Source organism: Martelella endophytica (genome assembly GCF_000960975.1).
Taxonomy (GTDB): domain Bacteria; phylum Pseudomonadota; class Alphaproteobacteria; order Rhizobiales; family Rhizobiaceae; genus Martelella; species Martelella endophytica.
On sequence record NZ_CP010803.1, the window covers coordinates 494030 to 511547 of the forward strand.

The 17518-nt window shown below is 63.1% G+C and carries 16 protein-coding genes; 8 read left to right on the forward strand and 8 right to left on the reverse strand.

Translation table 11 applies throughout. The annotated features are described in order from the left end of the window. Window positions 1–12 precede the first annotated feature (12 nt). The 6 genes from TM49_RS02270 (at window position 13) to cydX (ending at window position 7100) form a co-directional block, all read left to right on the forward strand. Window positions 13–591, forward strand: coding sequence for a GbsR/MarR family transcriptional regulator (locus TM49_RS02270; protein ID WP_045679356.1), 579 nt, complete (start codon window positions 13–15; stop codon window positions 589–591). Further along, entirely contained in the window at window positions 588–2375 is a 1788-nt protein-coding gene (gene cydD / locus TM49_RS02275; RefSeq protein WP_045679357.1) for a thiol reductant ABC exporter subunit CydD, read from the forward strand. The genes TM49_RS02270 and cydD overlap by 4 nt, the downstream gene beginning before the upstream one ends. Continuing rightward, window positions 2372–4072, forward strand: a complete 1701-nt coding sequence (gene cydC, locus TM49_RS02280) for a thiol reductant ABC exporter subunit CydC (protein WP_045679358.1) — start codon at window positions 2372–2374, stop codon at window positions 4070–4072. The genes cydD and cydC overlap by 4 nt, the downstream gene beginning before the upstream one ends. Window positions 4073–4162: 90 nt before the next feature. After that, the gene (locus tag TM49_RS02285) at window positions 4163–5758 is read left to right on the forward strand and encodes a cytochrome ubiquinol oxidase subunit I (protein ID WP_045679359.1); all 1596 of its coding nucleotides are present in this window, start codon (window positions 4163–4165) and stop codon (window positions 5756–5758) included. 6 nt (window positions 5759–5764) lie between these two features. Then, window positions 5765–6919 (forward strand): cytochrome d ubiquinol oxidase subunit II, encoded by a 1155-nt coding sequence (gene cydB, locus TM49_RS02290; RefSeq protein ID WP_045679360.1) that lies wholly within the window; start codon window positions 5765–5767, stop codon window positions 6917–6919. A gap of 55 nt (window positions 6920–6974) precedes the next feature. Beyond that, window positions 6975–7100 carry a cytochrome bd-I oxidase subunit CydX gene (gene cydX, locus TM49_RS22885; protein ID WP_045679361.1) on the forward strand — a complete coding sequence of 42 codons (126 nt, stop codon included), beginning with the start codon at window positions 6975–6977 and terminating at the stop codon, window positions 7098–7100. A 151-nt stretch (window positions 7101–7251) separates the two neighbouring features. Here cydX and TM49_RS02300 read toward each other — a convergent pair whose 3' ends face one another. Then, window positions 7252–8964, reverse strand: coding sequence for a thiamine pyrophosphate-dependent enzyme (locus TM49_RS02300; protein WP_045679362.1), 1713 nt, complete (start codon window positions 8962–8964; stop codon window positions 7252–7254). 324 nt (window positions 8965–9288) lie between these two features. Here TM49_RS02300 and kdgT point away from each other — a divergent pair, with 324 nt between their 5' ends. Then, window positions 9289–10311: a 2-keto-3-deoxygluconate transporter gene (kdgT, locus tag TM49_RS02305; protein ID WP_045679363.1), complete on the forward strand. Its 1023-nt coding sequence runs from the start codon at window positions 9289–9291 to the stop codon at window positions 10309–10311. Between the two features lie 81 nt (window positions 10312–10392). Here kdgT and TM49_RS02310 read toward each other — a convergent pair whose 3' ends face one another. The 4 genes from TM49_RS02310 to purE all read right to left on the reverse strand — a co-directional run bounded on the left by TM49_RS02310 (window position 10393) and on the right by purE (window position 12920). Next, window positions 10393–11040, reverse strand: coding sequence for a tetratricopeptide repeat protein (locus TM49_RS02310; RefSeq protein WP_052699671.1), 648 nt, complete (start codon window positions 11038–11040; stop codon window positions 10393–10395). A gap of 54 nt (window positions 11041–11094) precedes the next feature. Further along, on the reverse strand, window positions 11095–11220 hold the full coding sequence (gene ykgO, locus TM49_RS02315) for a type B 50S ribosomal protein L36 (protein ID WP_018064355.1): 126 nt from the start codon (window positions 11218–11220) through the stop codon (window positions 11095–11097). Between the two features lie 127 nt (window positions 11221–11347). After that, window positions 11348–12412: a 5-(carboxyamino)imidazole ribonucleotide synthase gene (locus tag TM49_RS02320; RefSeq protein ID WP_045679365.1), complete on the reverse strand. Its 1065-nt coding sequence runs from the start codon at window positions 12410–12412 to the stop codon at window positions 11348–11350. A gap of 4 nt (window positions 12413–12416) precedes the next feature. Further along, a complete protein-coding gene (gene purE / locus TM49_RS02325; RefSeq protein ID WP_045679366.1) occupies window positions 12417–12920 on the reverse strand; it encodes a 5-(carboxyamino)imidazole ribonucleotide mutase in 504 nt (167 codons plus the stop codon). Window positions 12921–13191: 271 nt separating this feature from the next. Here purE and TM49_RS02330 point away from each other — a divergent pair, with 271 nt between their 5' ends. Continuing rightward, on the forward strand, window positions 13192–13359 hold the full coding sequence (locus TM49_RS02330; RefSeq protein ID WP_045684637.1) for a YdcH family protein: 168 nt from the start codon (window positions 13192–13194) through the stop codon (window positions 13357–13359). Between the two features lie 137 nt (window positions 13360–13496). Here TM49_RS02330 and TM49_RS02335 read toward each other — a convergent pair whose 3' ends face one another. The 3 genes from TM49_RS02335 to rpsA all read right to left on the reverse strand — a co-directional run bounded on the left by TM49_RS02335 (window position 13497) and on the right by rpsA (window position 17517). After that, on the reverse strand, window positions 13497–13847 hold the full coding sequence (locus tag TM49_RS02335; protein ID WP_045684639.1) for a DUF6665 family protein: 351 nt from the start codon (window positions 13845–13847) through the stop codon (window positions 13497–13499). A gap of 16 nt (window positions 13848–13863) precedes the next feature. Then, window positions 13864–15732 (reverse strand): S1 family peptidase, encoded by a 1869-nt coding sequence (locus tag TM49_RS02340; RefSeq protein WP_052699673.1) that lies wholly within the window; start codon window positions 15730–15732, stop codon window positions 13864–13866. 78 nt (window positions 15733–15810) lie between these two features. After that, window positions 15811–17517, reverse strand: coding sequence for a 30S ribosomal protein S1 (gene rpsA, locus TM49_RS02345; RefSeq protein WP_045679367.1), 1707 nt, complete (start codon window positions 17515–17517; stop codon window positions 15811–15813). Between the last annotated feature and the right edge of the window lies 1 nt (window position 17518).

The following is a 17518-nucleotide window of genomic DNA, read 5'->3' on the forward strand; positions in this document are numbered from 1 at the left end:
ACTGGAATTTCAATGACCATGTCGCCGCTCGTGCAGGATTTTGTGCTCCATTTCGGAGAGATGGGTAGCCGCTGGGGGATAAACCGCTCGGTTGGGCAGGTTTATGCGCTGCTCTATGCCTCGAGCGAGCCGCTGTGCGCCGACGACATGGTCGCCGAATTGCAGATGTCCCGTTCCAATGTCGCCATGAGCCTGAAGGAGCTTCAGTCCTGGGGCCTGGTGCTGCTGAAGCATCGCCCGGGCCACCGCCGTGACTTCTACACCACGCCGGACGACGTCTGGGCCATCCTCCGCACCCTGGCCGAAGAGCGCAAGAAGCGCGAGGTCGATCCGACGCTGACCGTGCTGCGCGAGATCATGCTGCAGGAACCGAAGAATGAGGAGGAGCGCTTTGCCCAGGAACGCATGGGCGAGATGCACGACCTCATCGAGAAGCTTTCCACCTGGTATGACGACGTCAAGTCGCTTGAGACCGACCGGCTGCTGATGCTGCTCGGCCTGGGTTCGAAGGTAACGCGGCTGATCGGCACCGCCGACCGCATCACCCGCTTCGGTCGGTCGGACGACAAGCCGAACGAGGTGGCCGAATGAGCGAACTCCTGCTCGACACCGCGAAGGAAACGCCGCTTCACCGCGACGCCGCCCCGGAAGGCCGCGCGCCAACCACCAGGACGGCAAAGCCGACCGACCGGCAGGCCAATCGCCCGCCGAAATCGCGTGCCCCCAGGACCCCGGCGCTGAAGCTCGCCGCCTGGCTTTCGACGCTCGCCGAACTGATGTGGCTCCCGCAGGCAGCCCTCCTGGCCCATGGCATTGGCCTGATTGCGAACGGCGAAGGGTTTGACGCGATCCTGCCGCTCGCCGCCGGCGTCTTCGCCCTTGGCATTCTGAAAGCCTTTCTCGAGCGCGCCGGAGGCCGCATCGCCTATCGCGCCGCCCGGGCGATCCTGAGCGAAAAGCGCGAGGCCGCGATTGCCGCCCTTGCCCGTCGCTCGCCGCTCGATATCGGTCGCGCCGCATCCGGCGAGGCGGCGAGCGTTCTTGCCGAGCAGGCCGAACATATCGTGCCCTACCTCGCCCGTTTCCAGACGGCGCGGTTCAAGGCGACCGTCGTACCGCTCGCCATCCTCGCCGTGGTCTTCCCGTTCTCGTGGATTGCCGGTCTGGTGCTCCTGATTGCCGCGCCGCTGATCCCGGTCTTCATGGCGCTGATCGGCTGGAGCGCGCAGTCGGCAAGCGAAAAGCATCTCGCCGACATGGGCACGCTCAATGCCTTCCTGCTCGACCGGCTGCGCGGCCTGAGAACGATCCGGTCGTTCGATGCCGTCGACCAGGTTGCCCGCCGGCTGCGCCTGCGGGCTGAAAACCTGCGCCGGCGCACCATGGCGGTGCTGCGCATCGCCTTCCTGACCTCGGCCGTGCTCGAACTCTTTTCCGCTCTCGGCGTGGCCATGGCCGCGGCCTATATCGGCTTCCACCTGCTTGGCCAGATCGGCTTCGGCGCCTGGGGCGGCAAGCTGACGCTTGGCGAAGGCTTGTTCATCCTGCTGCTCGCTCCGGCCTTCTTCGATCCGCTGCGGATGCTGTCTTCCGTCTGGCATGATCGCGCCGCGGGCGAAGCCGCCCTTTCGGCGCTCGACCGGCTGGCCGAAGGCGGTCTGTCGATGGTCGGCGGCGAGACGCCGGCACCCGTCGCCGCGCCGAAGACGACCCGGCCTGTCGGCGTCGAGTTCCGCGATATCGGCTTCGTCCATCAGGGCTCCAGGGACCCTGTGTTCGACGGCTTCAGCCTGTCGGTTGCGCCCGGCGAACACGTCGCCCTTCTCGGCCCTTCCGGGAGCGGCAAGTCGACGCTGCTGGCACTGCTTGCCGGCCTTGCCGGAACCCGCCACGGCCGCATCGTCGTTGACGACGTGACGCTGTCCGACAAGACGGCGGACGCGCTGCGGACGAAGATGGCCTGGATCGGTCAGGACCCGCATCTGTTCGCCGGCTCGATCGCCGCCAATATCCGCCTCGGGCGCGAGGGCATCTGTCGCGGCGACATTGCCGAGGCGCTTTCGCTTGCAAGGCTTGGCGCGGCTGCTGAAGCCCATGGCAACCAGCTCGTCGGCGAGAACGGCGCCGGGCTTTCGGGCGGCGAGGGCCTGCGGCTGACGCTTGCGCGCGCCGCCGCAACCCATGGCGCCGGCCTTATTGTCGCCGATGAACCGACGGCGCATCTCGATCACCGGACCGCCGCCGAGATCACCGAGGCGCTGCTTGCCCTTGCCGCCGGCCGCACGCTGATCGTTGCCACGCATGATCCAGTTCTCGCCGGCCGCATGGATCGCGTCATCCGCCTCAACGAACGCTTTTGGGAGGCCGCCCCGTGAAACCCCGCAGCTTCTCCGCCCTCTTTCCCGTCATTGCCCTGTTCTGGCGCGAGCGCCGTGGCGGGCTGATGGCGGGAGCCGCGCTCTCGGCCTTCACCGTCCTTGCCGGCATCGCGCTGCTCGGCGTTTCCGGCTGGTTCGTCACGGCGGCCGCGATCGCCGGTCTGACGACGGCGACAGCGCTTGCCTTCGACGTCTTCACGCCTTCTGCCGCCATCCGCTTCCTGGCGCTGTCGCGCACCGCGGGCCGCTATTTCGAGCGGCTGCAGACGCATGACGCGACGCTCAGGGTGCTCGCCGGCCTGCGCGTCAGCCTGTTCCGCGGCTTTGCAGCGCCGGGTGCCGCCCGCGCCCTGGAGCTACGCCCCGCACGGCTGCTGTTCCGGCTGACCGCCGATGTCGATGCGCTCGATTCGCTTTATCTGAGGGTGCTGGTTCCAGGCTTCGTCGCCATCATCGCCGGTCTTGTCGCGATTGTCGCGCTCGGCGTGCTCTCCTGGCCGCTCGCCTTCGCCGTCGGTGCGGCAATCGTGCTGCCCGGGCTAGCGCTCCCCGCACTTGCTGCCCGCGCGGCCGAAAGGCCGGCACGGCGGCGGGCGCATGCGCAGGAAGCGCTCAGGGCCCGCACCGTCGATCTCGTTGCCGGCCAGAGCGAGCTGGCGCTTGCTGGCGAGCTTTTCACCCAGCGCCACCGCGTTAGCGCCGCCGATACACGCGAGCGCGAAGCCGACATTGCGCTGAACCGTATCGAAACCAATACCGGCTTCGGCTTCGACGTCGTTACCGCGCTCATTCTCGCCGGCGTGCTTTTGGCGGGCGCGGGCCTGGCGGAAGCCGGAACGATCACGGCGCCGCTTGCCGCCCTCGCCCTGCTGCTCGCCTTTGCCGCGCTGGAACCCTTCGCCGGCCTCCGCCGCGGCGCGATGGAACTCGGGCGTACGCTGCTCTCGGCCCGCCGTCTGTCGCCGCGGATCAACGCGACGCCCGACACCGCACTTCAGCCGGATCAGCCGCAGCCGGGGTTTGCCCTCGCCCTCGAATCGGTGACAATGCGATATGAGGGCCGGGTGGCCAACGCGGTGACCGATCTTTCGCTTGCCATCCGCACTGGCGAGAAGGTTGCCCTGATTGGGCAGAGCGGCGCCGGAAAGTCTTCGCTGATGGCGCTCTTTGCCGGCGAGGCGGCGCCCGCAAGCGGCCATGTCGCTGCCCTTGCGACCACGCTGCTGACCCAGCGAACCGAACTCTTCCAGGATACGCTGCGCGCCAACCTGAAGCTTGCCGCGCCGCAGGCGGGTGACGATGCGCTGATGGCGGCCCTTGATGCCGCCGGCCTCGGCGATACCGTCCGCGGCCTGCCGGCGGGCCTCGATACCGAACTCGGCGAAGGCGGCCTCGGCCTTTCGGGCGGACAGGCCCGCCGCCTCGCCCTCGCGCGCCTTCTTCTGCGCGACACGCCGATCTGGCTCCTCGACGAGCCGACCGAGGGTCTCGACGGAAAGACAGCACGCGATGTCATGACAAAGATCAATGCGAGCGCCGGCAATGACCGTACCTTGCTGATCGCGACACACATCCGGCGGGAGGCAGAAATTGCCGACCGGCTGGTTGTTATCCATTCGGGGCGGGCGATTTCCGCCGTCGGAAGGGGGGAGCCCGGCTTTGAAGCCGCGCTTGCCGAACTGAGGCCGGACTGACAGCCGGTTTCCAATAATCAAATGCGGCGTGACCGGTGACGCGGCCGCGCTGATGAAACTGAGACCCGGTTTGAACGCGGGAGAGACGCAATGGAACTGGACATCGTGGCGCTATCGCGCCTGCAATTTGCTATGACGGCACTTTATCACTTTCTGTTTGTGCCGTTGACGCTTGGCCTTTCCATGATCGTTGCGATCATGGAAACGACCTACGTCATGACTGGCCGCAAGATCTGGCGGCAGATGACAAAATTCTGGGGGACGCTGTTCGGCATCAATTTCGTGCTCGGCGTGTCCACCGGTCTCGTCATGGAATTCCAGTTCGGCATGAACTGGAGCTACTACAGCCACTATGTCGGCGACATCTTCGGTGCGCCGCTCGCCATCGAAGGGCTGATGGCCTTCTTCCTGGAAGCCACCTTCGTCGGCCTGTTCTTCTTCGGCTGGGATCGCATGTCGCGGGTTGCCCACCTCGTCACCACCTGGTGCGTGGCCATAGGCTCCAACCTCTCGGCACTGTGGATCCTGATCGCCAACGGCTGGATGCAGAACCCGGTCGGCTCGTCGTTCAACCCGGTCACGATGCGCATGGAGGTCTCGAACTTCTTCGAAGTCCTGACCAACCCTGTCGCCCAGGCCAAGTTCGTCCACACGGTTTCCGCAGGCTACGTCACCGCCTCGGTCTTCGTGCTCGGCGTTGCCGCCTGGTATGTGCTGAAGGGTCGGCATGTCGAACTCGCCAAGCGTTCGATGACGGTTGCCTGTGCCTTCGGCCTGGCTTCGGCTTTGTCTGTGGTCGTGCTCGGGGATGAAAGCGGCTATCTGACGACCGAACACCAGAAGATGAAGCTCGCTGCGATCGAATCCATGTGGGACACGGAGCCGGCTCCGGCCTCGTTCACGCTGTTCGGCATTCCAGATGCCAAGGACCGCGAGACCCATTTTGCGGTGAAGATCCCGTGGGTGATGGGCCTGATCGGCACGCGTTCGCTTGATACCCCGATCCAGGGCATCAACGAGCTTGTCGAACACGGCAAGACCCGGATCGAGAGCGGCATCCAGGCCTATGGAGCGCTGACCAATATCCGCCAGAACCTCGGCACCGGCACGCCCGACCCCGTCGATCAGGCAACCTTCGAGGAACATGGCGCCGATCTCGGTTACGCCTACCTGCTGAAGCGCTTCATCGACGATCCGACTCAGGCAACGCCGGCGCAGATCGAAGAGGCCGCCAACAGCCTGGTACCGCCGGTCGGCACGCTGTTCTGGTCTTTCCGCATCATGGTCGGCTGTGGCTTCCTGTTCATCGCCGTCATGGCCGTGTTCTTCTACCTGTCGACACGGCGCCGCCTCGACAGCCATCGCTGGCTGCTTCACGTCGCGGTCTGGATCATTCCGCTGCCGTGGATTGCCGCCGAGTGTGGTTGGATCGTCGCCGAAATCGGCCGTCAGCCGTGGATCATCGAAGGTATCCTGCCGACGGCGCTCGCTGTCTCCAGCCTCGGTGCCGGAACGCTGCTTCTGACGATCGCCGGCTTTGTCGGGATCTACACCGTCCTCTTCATCGTCGAAATGGGCCTGATGCTCGCCGCGATCCGCAAGGGTCCGCAGCCTGACAATGGTCCGGATATGCCCGTGCTCGGTTTCTTCCGGGTCAAGGGCGCCGAAGCGACGCCAGCGGAGTAAAACATCATGATATTGCACGATCTTATCTCCTACGAAGTCCTCCGCGTGATCTGGTGGTTGCTGCTCGGCGTGCTGCTGATCGGCTTCGCCGTCACCGACGGCTTCGATCTCGGAACCGCCACCCTTCTTCCCTTCGTCGGCCGGAACGACGTCGAGCGGCGTGTCGTGGTCAACACGATCGGACCTGTCTGGGAAGGCAATCAGGTCTGGCTCGTTCTCGGCGGCGGCGCGATCTTCGCGGCGTGGCCGGCCATCTATGCCGTCTCCTTCTCGGGCTTCTATCTGGCGATGTTCGCGGTTCTGTTCGCGCTCATCCTGCGCCCGGTCGGCTTCAAGTACCGTTCCAAGCGTGAAAGCGCCACCTGGCGCACCACCTGGGACTGGCTGCTGTTCGTCGGTGGCTTCGTTCCCTCGCTGATCTTCGGCGTGGCGCTCGGCAACGTCCTGCAGGGTGTTCCCTTCCGCCTCGACAGCGATCTGAGGATCTTCTACGACGGCTCGTTCTTCGGCCTCCTGAACCCCTTCGCGATCCTGACCGGCCTTGTATCGGTCGCCATGCTGGTGATGCACGGCGCCTCCTACCTCGCCACCAAGACCGACGGCGTGGTTCAGGCCCGTGCACGCTCCTACGGCTCGGTTGCGGCGCTCGCCCTCATCGTGCTGTTCGCGCTGGCCGGCGTCTGGCTCTATTACGGTATTGACGGCTACGCCTTCACCGGCGCCGTCGACGCCGGCGGCCCGTCGAACCCGCTGATGAACGACGTTGCCCGTCAGCAGGGCGCGTGGTTCGTCAACTACGGACGCTATCCGTGGATGATGCTGGCGCCGGCACTCGGCTTCCTCGGTGCGCTCGGTGCCTTCATCGGCTTCCGCGGCAAGAAACCCGGCCTCGGCATGATCTCTTCGGGGCTCTCGGTCTTCGGCATCGTCGCCACGCCCGGCGTCGCGATGTTCCCGTTCCTGCTGCCCTCTTCGACGCAGCCGGCAGCAAGCTTGACGGCCTGGGACGCATCGTCGAGCCAGCTGACGCTGTTCATCATGCTGGTCTGCGCGCTGATCTTCGTGCCGATCATCCTCGCCTACACGTCGTGGGTCTACCACATCATGTGGGGCAAGGTGACCAACGAAGACGTCACCAATAAGGACCGTCACGCCTATTGAGCAAAGCCGGCGGGCTCGCTTCAGAGCCCGCCCCGATCCACGAAAGGAAAATTCAATGTGGTATTTCGCCTGGATCCTCGGTCTGCCGCTGGCTGCGCTCTTCGCGGTGCTGAACGCCATGTGGTACGAACTGATGGATGACCGCGCCAAAGAGCGCGAAGCCCAGACCCGCAAGGTCTGAGCAAGACCAAGCAGACGAAAACCGGCCCGCCGCAAGACGGGCCGGTTTTTTGTTGTCACGGGAAATGCGGTTGCACGGAAGTTCGCGGCACGCTGATTCCGAGCAGCGTCCACGGCTGCTCAGCGATTTGCCGTCTTCCCTGACGACCGCCCTACTTCCAGAAATTGCTCCGCAGCAGCGACACGACTTCCTTGCCCCGGCCGTCGAGCATGGCCCGCGCACCAAACATCGCCGTCGAGGTCACCTGCGAGAATTCGATCTTCGGCGGCATCACCAGTTCCATGCGGTTGACCTTGACGTCGAGCAGCGCCGGCCCAGGCGTAGCCAGCCAGGCCTCCATCGCGGGGCCCAGCCCGCCGGCCTCATCGACCCGGAAGCCGGTAAGGCCACAGGCCTCGGCGAGCTTGGAGAAGTCCGGATTCTTCAGGTTGGTGTAGTGGTCGACCAGCCCCTCGACCCGCTGCTCCATCTCGACGAAGCCGAGCGAGGAATTGTTGAACACAAGCAGTTTCAGCGGCACGTCTTCCTGGACGAGCGTCAGCAGTTCACCCATCAGCATCGACAGGCCGCCATCGCCGCACATCGCGATCACCTGTCGGTCGGGATAGGCAAGCTTGGCCCCGATCGCCTGCGGCAGGGCGCTCGCCATCGTGCCGTGCAGCAGGCTGTTGAGGAAACGCCGCCGTCCGTTCGCCTTCAGATGCCGCAGCATCCAGACCATCGGCGTGCCGACATCGGAGACGAAGATCGCATCCTGCGCGGCTCGCTCGTTCAGCATGTTGGCGACGAATTGCGGGTGGATCAGCGTCGGATCTGGTTCGTCGCCGGCCGCGTCGTAACTTTCCAGATCGCTCTTCCATTCGTCGAGGTGACGGCGGAGATGCTTGTCGTCGCTCTTCTCCTTGACGAGAGGCAGGAGCGCTTCGAGCGTCGCCTTCGCATCGCCGACGAGCCCCATATGCACGGGCGCGCGCCGGCCGAGATGGGTTGGGTCGATATCGATCTGAACGATCTTCTTGTCGGGATAGAACTGGGTATAGGCGAAATCGCAGCCGATGGAGATGACCAGGTCGGCCCGCTCCAGCGCGTTGAGCCCGGCGCGGTTTCCGAGGATACCGTTCATGCCGACATTGAAGGGATTTCCGGGTTCCAGCCATTCCTTGGCCCGCGTCGTGTGCACCATCGGCGCCTTGAGCTTGCGGCAGAGCGCCACCACGGCCGCCCGGCCTTCCCGCGCGCCGATGCCGGCATAGAGGCTGACCTTGCCGGCCTCGTCGATCAGCCGGGCAAGTTCCGCAAGCTCGCCATCAGAGGGACGGATGACCGGCTGCGGCCGATAGGTCCGCCAGTCCTGCGCGTCGTCATCGGTTTCCTGAAACATGTCGCCGCTGACGATGACGACGGCGACGCCACGCTTGTTCAGCGCGGCCTGCGCCGCCGCGGTCACGATCCTGCGCGCCTGGGCGGGATGGGAGATGTGCTCGCAGAACACCGAGTGCTGCTCGTAGATTTTCTTCTGGTCGACATCCTGGGGGAAATCGAATCCCTTCTCGACGCGATCGACCTCCGAAGCGATCAGCAGCACCGGCGCGCCGTTGCGATGGCTCTCGTAGATGCCATTGACGAAATGCAGCGAGCCCGGTCCGCAGGTGCCGGCGCAGACCGCCAGCTCACCGGTCATGTAGGCCTCGCCTCCCGCCGCAAAGGCACCGGCTTCCTCGTGGCGCACATGCACCCATCTGAGATCGGACTCTGCCACGGCATCGGTGAAATGATTGATCGTATCGCCTGGAATTCCGTATATGCGCTTTGCCCCGGCCCTTTCGAGCGTGTCGACGACGATTTCGGCTACAGTTCTTGCCATTTTCAAGCCACCCCTTGGTTGCTTCTTCTTCGAACGCGTTTTCAGACGTTAGAAGTACAACGCATCAGCTGCGAAAATGAGGCCCGCGCGGCCGGAGAAAATTCAGGCAGCAGCCCATCACCGGCCGTTCGTAACCGCGGAGATCTCCCAAGCGTATATTGCGCTGCAGCAAAATCACGCCAATCCGGAGAAAATGCGCTCCACTCGAAATTGCCGGCCCCGATTTGACTTCAATCATACGAATGACAGTGATCAATCGATTTAACGAAGATCAGAAACGCTTCGAGTTTCATTTAGGAACGCACCTTTTTCGGGAGTGCTGCAATGCACATCAAAAGAACAATAGAACGGATCCCGGGCGGCATGATGCTTGTGCCGCTATTGCTGGGAGCCCTGTGCAAGACCTTCTATCCGGAAGCCGGCGGCTATTTCGGCTCCTTCACCAACGGCCTGATCTCGGGCACCGTCCCGATCCTGGCGGTCTGGTTCTTCTGCATGGGCGCGACGATCAGCCTGAAGGCCACCGGCACGGTGCTGCGCAAGTCAGGCAACCTCGTCATCGTCAAGGCGCTCGTCGCCTGGGGCGCCACCGTCCTCGCTGCGCATTTTCTCCCCATTGGCGGTGTCGAAAAGGGCCTGTTCGCCGGCTTCTCGGCTCTGGCCATCTGCGCGGCCATGGACATGACCAATGGCGGGCTCTATGCCGCCGTCATGCAGCAGTATGGCTCGAAGGAAGAAGCCGGCGCCTTCGTCCTGATGTCGGTCGAATCGGGGCCGCTGGTCTCGATGTTCGTCCTCGGCTCGGCCGGTGTCGCCACGTTTGAACCGCAGATCTTTGTCGGCGCCATCCTGCCCTTCCTGATCGGCTTCGCCCTCGGCAATCTCGATCCTGAACTGAAGGAATTCTTCGGCAAGGCCGTGCAGACGCTGATTCCCTTCTTCGGCTTCGCGCTCGGCAACGGCATCGACCTGCATGTCATCGCCAGCACCGGCCTCAGCGGTCTCCTGCTTGGCCTTCTGGTCATCATCGTCACCGGCATCCCGCTGATGATCGCCGACAAGTTCATCGGTGGCGGCAATGGCACCGCCGGTATTGCGGCCTCGTCGACCGCGGGGGCTGCTGTTGCCAACCCGATGATCATCGCCTCGATGGTCCCGGCCCTCGCCCCGGCAGCCGCTTCGGCAACGGCGCTTGTGGCCACCTCGTGCCTCGTCACCGCCATCCTGGTTCCCATCCTGACCGGTCTCTGGGCCGGCCGGATGAAGAAGAACCAGCCGACCCTGGCCATGCCCGAAATCGTGCCGCCAACGACGGCGGAACGGCCGCCGATCGTCCCCGCCGAATAACGCAGACGAGCCATCGCCCACATAGAAACGGCCGCAATCAACGGATTGCGGCCGTTTTCTCTGCCTCCGGCATGTTGCGGGCTAGAGCCGCTCGCCGGCGATTTCGTTTTCCGTTCGGTCGACATAGGAGCTTACGTCCCGGTCGGCGGGATAAAGCTCGAGATAGCGCCGCCAGACCGCGACGGCGGCCTGCTGACGGCCCGCCTGGTCGAGGATCGTCGCCATCAGGCCGAGCGCACCGATGTCGCGCGGCTCGAGATCGAGCGCCGAACGGATGTCATCCATCGCCCGATTGATGTCGCCATGGGTATAGTGGATCACCGCGCGCTTGCGGTAGGCGGCCGGCTCGTCCGGCCTGAGGGCGATCGCTTCTGAGAGAAAATCGAGCGCGGAGGCGGTGCGGCCGTCATTTTCCGCATCGTCCGACCATTTGATCAGCAGGCTGACAGTGGCGCTCGGCGAAAGATCCAGCGTATCGTCGATCCGCTTTGCGAAGGCGGCGGCTTCATCGGCATCGCGCGCGCGGCGGAGCTGGCGGAACAGACGGGCAAGCGTATCGCCATCCTCATTCGGCTGAAGGATGGCCTCGGCTGGCTGCTGGTCCGGCGCGACCGTCTCTCCGGCCGGCGGCAGCAACTCGGGAGTCGGCGCATCGGGGGCCATCTGCGCCAGGGCAGGCTGGGCGACGAGAGCGGTCGAGATCAGAACGGCGGATATGAAAAAGCGCATGACGGGAATGGTATCCCGTCATGGCAAAACGTCAAACAGTTTTCGCAGCTGCGATCAGCCCTGGCGAGCCTTGAAGCGCGGGTTCTGCTTGTTGATGATGTAGACGCGGCCCTTGCGGCGCACCAGACGGTTCTCGCGGTGGCGGGACTTGAGCGCCTTGAGCGAATTCTTGATCTTCATGTTTTCGATCCGCTGTTTGTGCCGCTCTCGACTGTCAAGTGAAGGCGGTCTGTTTCGGTAATCAAAAGCGCACCCGGAAAGGTGCGCTTGGCTGTGGCCGAGTTACTAGCGAATGACGGGCCCGGAGTCAACCGTTGCGGCGGCTTTCGACCACCGTGACATGCCCCATCTTGCGTCCCGGCCGGCTTTCCGCCTTGCCGTAGAGATGAACCCGGGCGCCGGCCGTCTTCAGCCAGTCGGGCACCTTCTCCATATCGTCGCCGATGATGTTGTGCATCACGCAGTCGGCGATGCGCGCCGGATCGACCAGCGGCAGACCGACGACGGCGCGGATATGCTGTTCGAACTGCGAGACCGCGCAGGCCGCCTCGCTCCAGTGGCCGGAATTATGCACGCGCGGCGCAAACTCGTTGGCAATCAGCCCGCCCTCGCGATCGACGAACAGCTCCAGCCCGAGCACGCCGACATAATCGAGCGCGCTCAACAGCCGCGCCGCATGGCCGCGGGCTTCGCTGGCCACGGCATCGGTAATCCGGGCCGGCACGCGCGAAACCCGGAGAATACCCTCGCGGTGCTCGTTTTCGGCGGGATCGAAGCAGATCAGCGCTCCATCGAGACCGCGCGCCGCGATCACCGAAATCTCGCGCTCGAAATCGATCCATTCCTCGAAGATCGCCGGGGCTCCGGCAAGTGCGGCAAAGGCGGCCGCGGGGTCGTCCTCAGTGCCCGAGAACACCCATTGCCCCTTGCCGTCATAGCCGAAGCGGCGGGTCTTCAGCACCCCGCGTCCGCCGAAGGCTGCGAGGGCGGCCTTCAGGTCGTCGAGGTTGTCGACGGCACGAAACCCGGCAGTGGGAATACCGCAATCATTGAGGAAGGTCTTTTCCGTCAGCCGGTCCTGCGACACCGAAAGTGCCAGCGGCGGCGGATAGACCGGCCGGTCGGCGGCCAGACGGGTGGCGCTCTCCTCCGGCACGTTCTCGAACTCATAGGTAATGACATCTGAGCGCCGGGCGAGCTCGGCAAGCGCTTCTGCATCGTCATAGGCAGCGACGATATGGTGGTTGGCCACCTGTGCTGCCGGGCAATCGGCCTGAGGCTCCAGCACCACGGTGCGGATCGAAAGTCTGGCAGCCGCCATGGCCAGCATGCGGCCGAGCTGACCACCGCCGACGATACCTACGGTCTTCATTTGCTTATTCGTCCTTGTCGATGGGATATTCGGCGATGCTGGCCGACTGGCGGGCGCGATAATCATCGAGCCTGCCGGCAAGATCGGGATCTGCAAGCGCCAGAACCGCGGCCGCAAGCAGCGCCGCGTTGACCGCGCCTGCCTTGCCGATGGCAAGCGTGCCCACGGGAATGCCGGCCGGCATCTGCACGATCGAAAGAAGGCTGTCCTGGCCCGACAGCGCGCGCGACTGCACCGGTACGCCGAAGACGGGAAGCGGGGTCAACGCCGCCAGCATGCCCGGCAGATGCGCAGCACCGCCGGCACCGGCGATGATCACTTGAAACCCCTCACCCCGCGCGCCACGGGCAAAGTCATACATCCGGTCCGGCGTGCGGTGCGCCGAGACGATGCGGGCATCGTAGTCAACTTCGAGGATATCCAGGATATCGGCGGCGTTCTTCATCGTTTCCCAGTCTGACTGGGAGCCCATGACGATGGCGACTGGCGGGTTCATGATCGGGCTCATCTGCCTTCCGTTCCGGCGTGTTTCCAATTCGGGCGAAACCGGGACAGGGCCGGCGTCTTGTCCGGCAAATCACCGGCCTGAATGGCCTTAGCATCATTCGTTTTCGGAGAAAAGCGAGGCTACGAGGCGTGGTAGCGCACACATCGAAAATGCCGCCGGAATTTCACATTTCGGCCTTCGACAAGCGTGCGGAAACATGTCATTCTTTTATTGCAAACATGTGACGAAGCCGCCGGATACGGCGACAACAAGCAAAGGAAGGACGTGTGAAATGACTGTTCAGACTCACCTTGCCGCTCTTGAGGAAAAACATTCCGCGCTTGAGAGGAGATTGCAAAACGTAATGTCCTCACCGTCCAGCCATGACGATGAAATCGTCGATATCAAACGCAGGAAACTGCAGCTGAAAGACGAAATGGAGCGTCTCCAGCAGAACTGATCCCCCACCCGTTTCACGCATTCGCCCCGGCCTCCCCCTGCCGGGGCGTTTGTTTTTTGGACCTCCGCGCAAACAGGGGAACAATGGCCTGACGCGTTCAGGCCACCGGCCAAAGTCGATCCGACATCAATGGAGGCTCAAGGCTCCGGTTTCTCCGGCTTCTTCATCACGCCGACCCGGATCATCACCTCGTTCGGAATATCGTAGGTCGCCTTCAGGTGATGGTCGGTGCGAAGTCCGAGATAATCGCGCTGGATGAACAGCGCGAAGGCGCGGTCGGCGGCCTGCTGCACCAGTTCGTCGCGATCCTGGTTGGAGCCCGGCGTCTCGTCATGGCGCTTGAGCGCGGCAAGCGCCTCCTCGAGCTGCCGCCCGATCCGCCCCAGCGCCTGCGCCGTCTCCTGCATGATCTCGTATTGCAGCGCATCGAGATTGGGATCGAGCGGTTTGCTGTCCGTTCCGGGCAATATCGGTGTCGTCTTCGCCATAACCTTCCCTTCCATATCACCCTCTCAACATCGGAAAGCGTGGGGGGAAGATCAAGAGCTTGTTGCGGAAAGGCCGCGCTCGGTAGCACTCGATAAGAACCGTAGCGGCGGCCAGCAACTCGGCAAGGTCCTCGGGGGCAAGAACGATATCGGCATCCGACTGTTTGATCTCGATCCCGTTGGCTTCCGCGAAGATACGCGCAATACTGCCGCGCACGCCGAAATTGACGTTCTGGGGCAGGTCACCTCGGATGTCGGCCACATAGAGGCTGTTCATCTTGGAAACCACGACGCCAACGATCTGCCCATGGCTGTCAACAATCGGCCCGCCTGAATTACCCGCCTGGACGGGGGCGGTGATCTGCAGGCGGGTCGCGTCATTGTCCATACCCTTCAGAGCGGAAACAGAACCGCGCGTCACATTTAGCGCATCCAGAAGCCCGTTCAGAGGATAGCCAGCTACCGTCACGTCGCTATTTAGCCGCACCGGCTTTACGGCAAAGGCAAGAGGCGCAGCTGAAGCGGGAAGTCCGGCTTCGACCGTGACCACGGCAAGATCAAACTGCTCATCCGTAGCGCCCAGACGCGCTGGCGTACCATCAACAGCCAACCGGCTGCAGCCTGCGACCACATGCTCATTGGTCATGACGCTTCCTGCATCGTTGATATAGAAGCCGCTTCCCGATGCTTTAGGTGAGAGAAGATCGGGCTTGTCCGGCGCTCTGCTGGCTTCCACGACGGGAGGAACGGTCTGGTCAGGATCGCTCTCCCTGACGTCCGACAAGGCGTCGAGCGTAGCCTGCAGATAGCCCATTAGCGCGCCGCCGGGCGGGATGGTGAGATCAGCTTGAGGATCTAGCTGATAGCTGGCGATAAGTAGGTTCGCGATCCGGTGCCCACTCTCTCCTTGCGAGGTAAAAAGCGCCGCGCGGGCAAAGCCCGAACCGCCGCCAAAATCACTCCGCTGATAAACCCAAATATCTGCGCCGGAAAAGGATGTCACCCAGAAGCCGTCGTTGCGAACGACGTAGGGAGGCTCCCGGAAATTTTTGGCGGCAGCTGCCTGCAATTTGTGATGAACATCCATCGCTGACGCGTTACTCATCGACGTCAGCATCACGTCAAAACTGCCGTCGTTCGCCTCAAGTTTCAATGTTATGCCGCTATCTTCTGCGGCGTGAACCAGATCGAACGGCAGTTGCATCGAAACGCGCAAATCCGGATCGTAGTAGAGCCCCCAACCGCCGGCCTCCAGCATTTCGCTTCCCGTCGCCGCCAAAAGGGCCGCGTGCAGATTTGACGGCAGCTCCTTATATTCCCGCACCGACCAACGCTCAAACGCAGACTGCGATATCTGCCCCCACTGCCCGTCAAGCCGGCCGTCATAGTCCCCGGCAAGCGCGAGGGCCGCCTGCAGAAAACGCTTCTCGGCAATGCTCAACCGGCGCGCATCAAATTCCGCAAAAAGGCTATTGGCATCAAGCAGGGGTGGGTCTTTGCGCAGGTCGGTCGGCCAGACCGGCTCGACGAAGCCTTTGCCGCTCGAGCAAAAGGAATCTTTCGGGATCAGTCCTTTCGCCTTACGCCATGTCAGCAAATCCGGCGCACCATCCTTCGGAAGGGTGTCGGCAACAAGCGCATACCAGCCGTTCTGCGTCAGGTAGATAGCCGAGATTCTGTAGCTTGTATTGATGGCGCGGTACTGCTGAGCCTCAGCGAGCGTCGGCCTTGAGGCCACGACGACCGCACACCGATCAGTCGGCACATATTGACCGAAAGCGGTTCCCGCCAGAGAGAACAAGAAACAAAAAAATAAAAGAAAGCGCATGCCGACCCCACTGCATCTTTCCAACTGATCGTGCACGCGTTCATCGCTGAAAATCAAGCAGAGTCGCACATACCCAAACAAAAAACCGCCGGGCGTTGCCGCCCGGCGGTTCGATATTCAAAGGGTAAGCGAGGCTTACTGGTCGTCGCGGTTCTTCAGCGCGGCACCCAGGATGTCGCCGAGCGAAGCGCCGCTGTCGGACGAGCCGAACTGTGCAACAGCTTCCTTCTCCTCGGCGATTTCAAGCGCCTTGATGGAGAGCATGACCTTGCGGTCGCGCTTGGAGAAGTTGGTGACGCGGGCGTCGAAGACCTGGCCGACCGAGAAACGCTCGGGGCGCTGCTCGTCGCGGTCGCGGGCGAGATCCGAACGACGGATGAACGAGGTGATGTCGTCGTGGTTGACGAGCTTCACTTCGACGCCACCATCATTGGTCGCCGTGACCTCGCACGAGACGACCGCACCCTTGCGCAGGTCGCCGGAAGCAGCCGCTTCCGTCAGTGCGTCCTTGCCGAGCTGCTTGATACCGAGCGAGATACGCTCCTTCTCGATATCGACGTCGAGAACGACGGCCTTGACGATGTCGCCCTTGTTGTACTCCTCGATGACCTGTTCGCCCGGACGGTTCCAGTCGAGGTCGGAGAGGTGCACCATGCCGTCAACGTCGCCTTCGAGACCGATGAACAGGCCGAACTCGGTCTTGTTCTTGATCTCGCCTTCAACAACCGTGCCGGACGGATGCGAGAAGGAGAAGGCTTCCCAGGGGTTCTCGAGCGTCTGCTTGAGGCCGAGGGAGATGCGGCGCTTGGCCGGATCGACTTCGAGAACGACAACGTCGACTTCCTGGCTCGTGGACAGGATCTTGCCGGGGTGTACGTTCTTCTTGGTCCAGGACATTTCCGAAATGTGGATCAGGCCTTCGATGCCCGGCTCCAGCTCGACGAACGCACCGTAATCGGTGATGTTCGTGACGGTACCGGTGATCTTCTTGCCTTCCGGATACTTCGCGGAAATGCCATCCCACGGGTCGGCTTCCAGCTGCTTCATGCCCAGGGAAATGCGGTGCGTTTCCTGGTTGATGCGGATGATCTGGACCTTGACCTGCTGGCCGATGGTCAGAAGCTCGGTCGGGTGGTTGACGCGGCGCCATGCCATGTCGGTGACGTGCAGCAGGCCGTCGATGCCGCCGAGATCCACGAATGCGCCGTAATCGGTGATGTTCTTGACGACACCTTCGACAACCTGGCCTTCTTCGAGGTTCTGAACGATTTCCGAACGCTGTTCCGCACGGCTTTCCTCAAGAACGGTCCGGCGCGAAACGACGATGTTGCCGCGGCGCTTGTCCATCTTCAGGATTTCGAACGGCTGCGGCGTGTGCATCAGCGGCGATACGTCACGGATCGGACGGATATCGACCTGCGAACGCGGCAGGAAGGCAATCGCACCGTCGAGGTCGACCGTGAAGCCGCCCTTGACCTGGTTGAAGATCAGGCCTTCGACGCGCTCGCCGGCTTCGAACTTGGCTTCGAGCTTGACCCAGGCTTCCTCGCGGCGAGCCTTTTCGCGCGAAAGAACAGCCTCGCCCAGCGCGTTTTCGATGCGCTCGACATAGACTTCGACTTCGTCGCCGACGTTGAGTTCGCCGTCCTTGCCCTTCGCGCCGAATTCCTTCAGCGGCACGCGGCCTTCGACCTTGAGGCCGACATCGATGATGGCGACGTCCTTTTCAATGGCCGTGACGAGGCCCTTGGCAACATAACCTTCCGCGAGATCGTTATTTGCGCCGAAGGACTCTTCGAGCATCGCGGCAAAATCGTCGCGGGTGGGGGTATCTGCAGTCATG

Bases quoted from the DNA above. Each gene is read 5' to 3' on its own strand.
- TM49_RS02270 (WP_045679356.1), top strand. From the start codon at position 13: ATGACCATGTCGCCGCTCGTGCAGGATTTTGTGCTCCATTTCGGAGAG.
- cydD (WP_045679357.1), top strand. From the start codon at position 588: ATGAGCGAACTCCTGCTCGACACCGCGAAGGAAACGCCGCTTCACCGC.
- TM49_RS02285 (WP_045679359.1), top strand. From the start codon at position 4,163: ATGGAACTGGACATCGTGGCGCTATCGCGCCTGCAATTTGCTATGACG.
- cydB (WP_045679360.1), top strand. From the start codon at position 5,765: ATGATATTGCACGATCTTATCTCCTACGAAGTCCTCCGCGTGATCTGG.
- cydX (WP_045679361.1), top strand. From the start codon at position 6,975: ATGTGGTATTTCGCCTGGATCCTCGGTCTGCCGCTGGCTGCGCTCTTC.
- TM49_RS02300 (WP_045679362.1), bottom strand. From the start codon at position 8,964: ATGGCAAGAACTGTAGCCGAAATCGTCGTCGACACGCTCGAAAGGGCC.
- kdgT (WP_045679363.1), top strand. From the start codon at position 9,289: ATGCACATCAAAAGAACAATAGAACGGATCCCGGGCGGCATGATGCTT.
- TM49_RS02310 (WP_052699671.1), bottom strand. From the start codon at position 11,040: ATGCGCTTTTTCATATCCGCCGTTCTGATCTCGACCGCTCTCGTCGCC.
- ykgO (WP_018064355.1), bottom strand. From the start codon at position 11,220: ATGAAGATCAAGAATTCGCTCAAGGCGCTCAAGTCCCGCCACCGCGAG.
- TM49_RS02320 (WP_045679365.1), bottom strand. From the start codon at position 12,412: ATGAAGACCGTAGGTATCGTCGGCGGTGGTCAGCTCGGCCGCATGCTG.
- purE (WP_045679366.1), bottom strand. From the start codon at position 12,920: ATGAGCCCGATCATGAACCCGCCAGTCGCCATCGTCATGGGCTCCCAG.
- TM49_RS02330 (WP_045684637.1), top strand. From the start codon at position 13,192: ATGACTGTTCAGACTCACCTTGCCGCTCTTGAGGAAAAACATTCCGCG.
- TM49_RS02335 (WP_045684639.1), bottom strand. From the start codon at position 13,847: ATGGCGAAGACGACACCGATATTGCCCGGAACGGACAGCAAACCGCTC.
- rpsA (WP_045679367.1), bottom strand. From the start codon at position 17,517: ATGACTGCAGATACCCCCACCCGCGACGATTTTGCCGCGATGCTCGAA.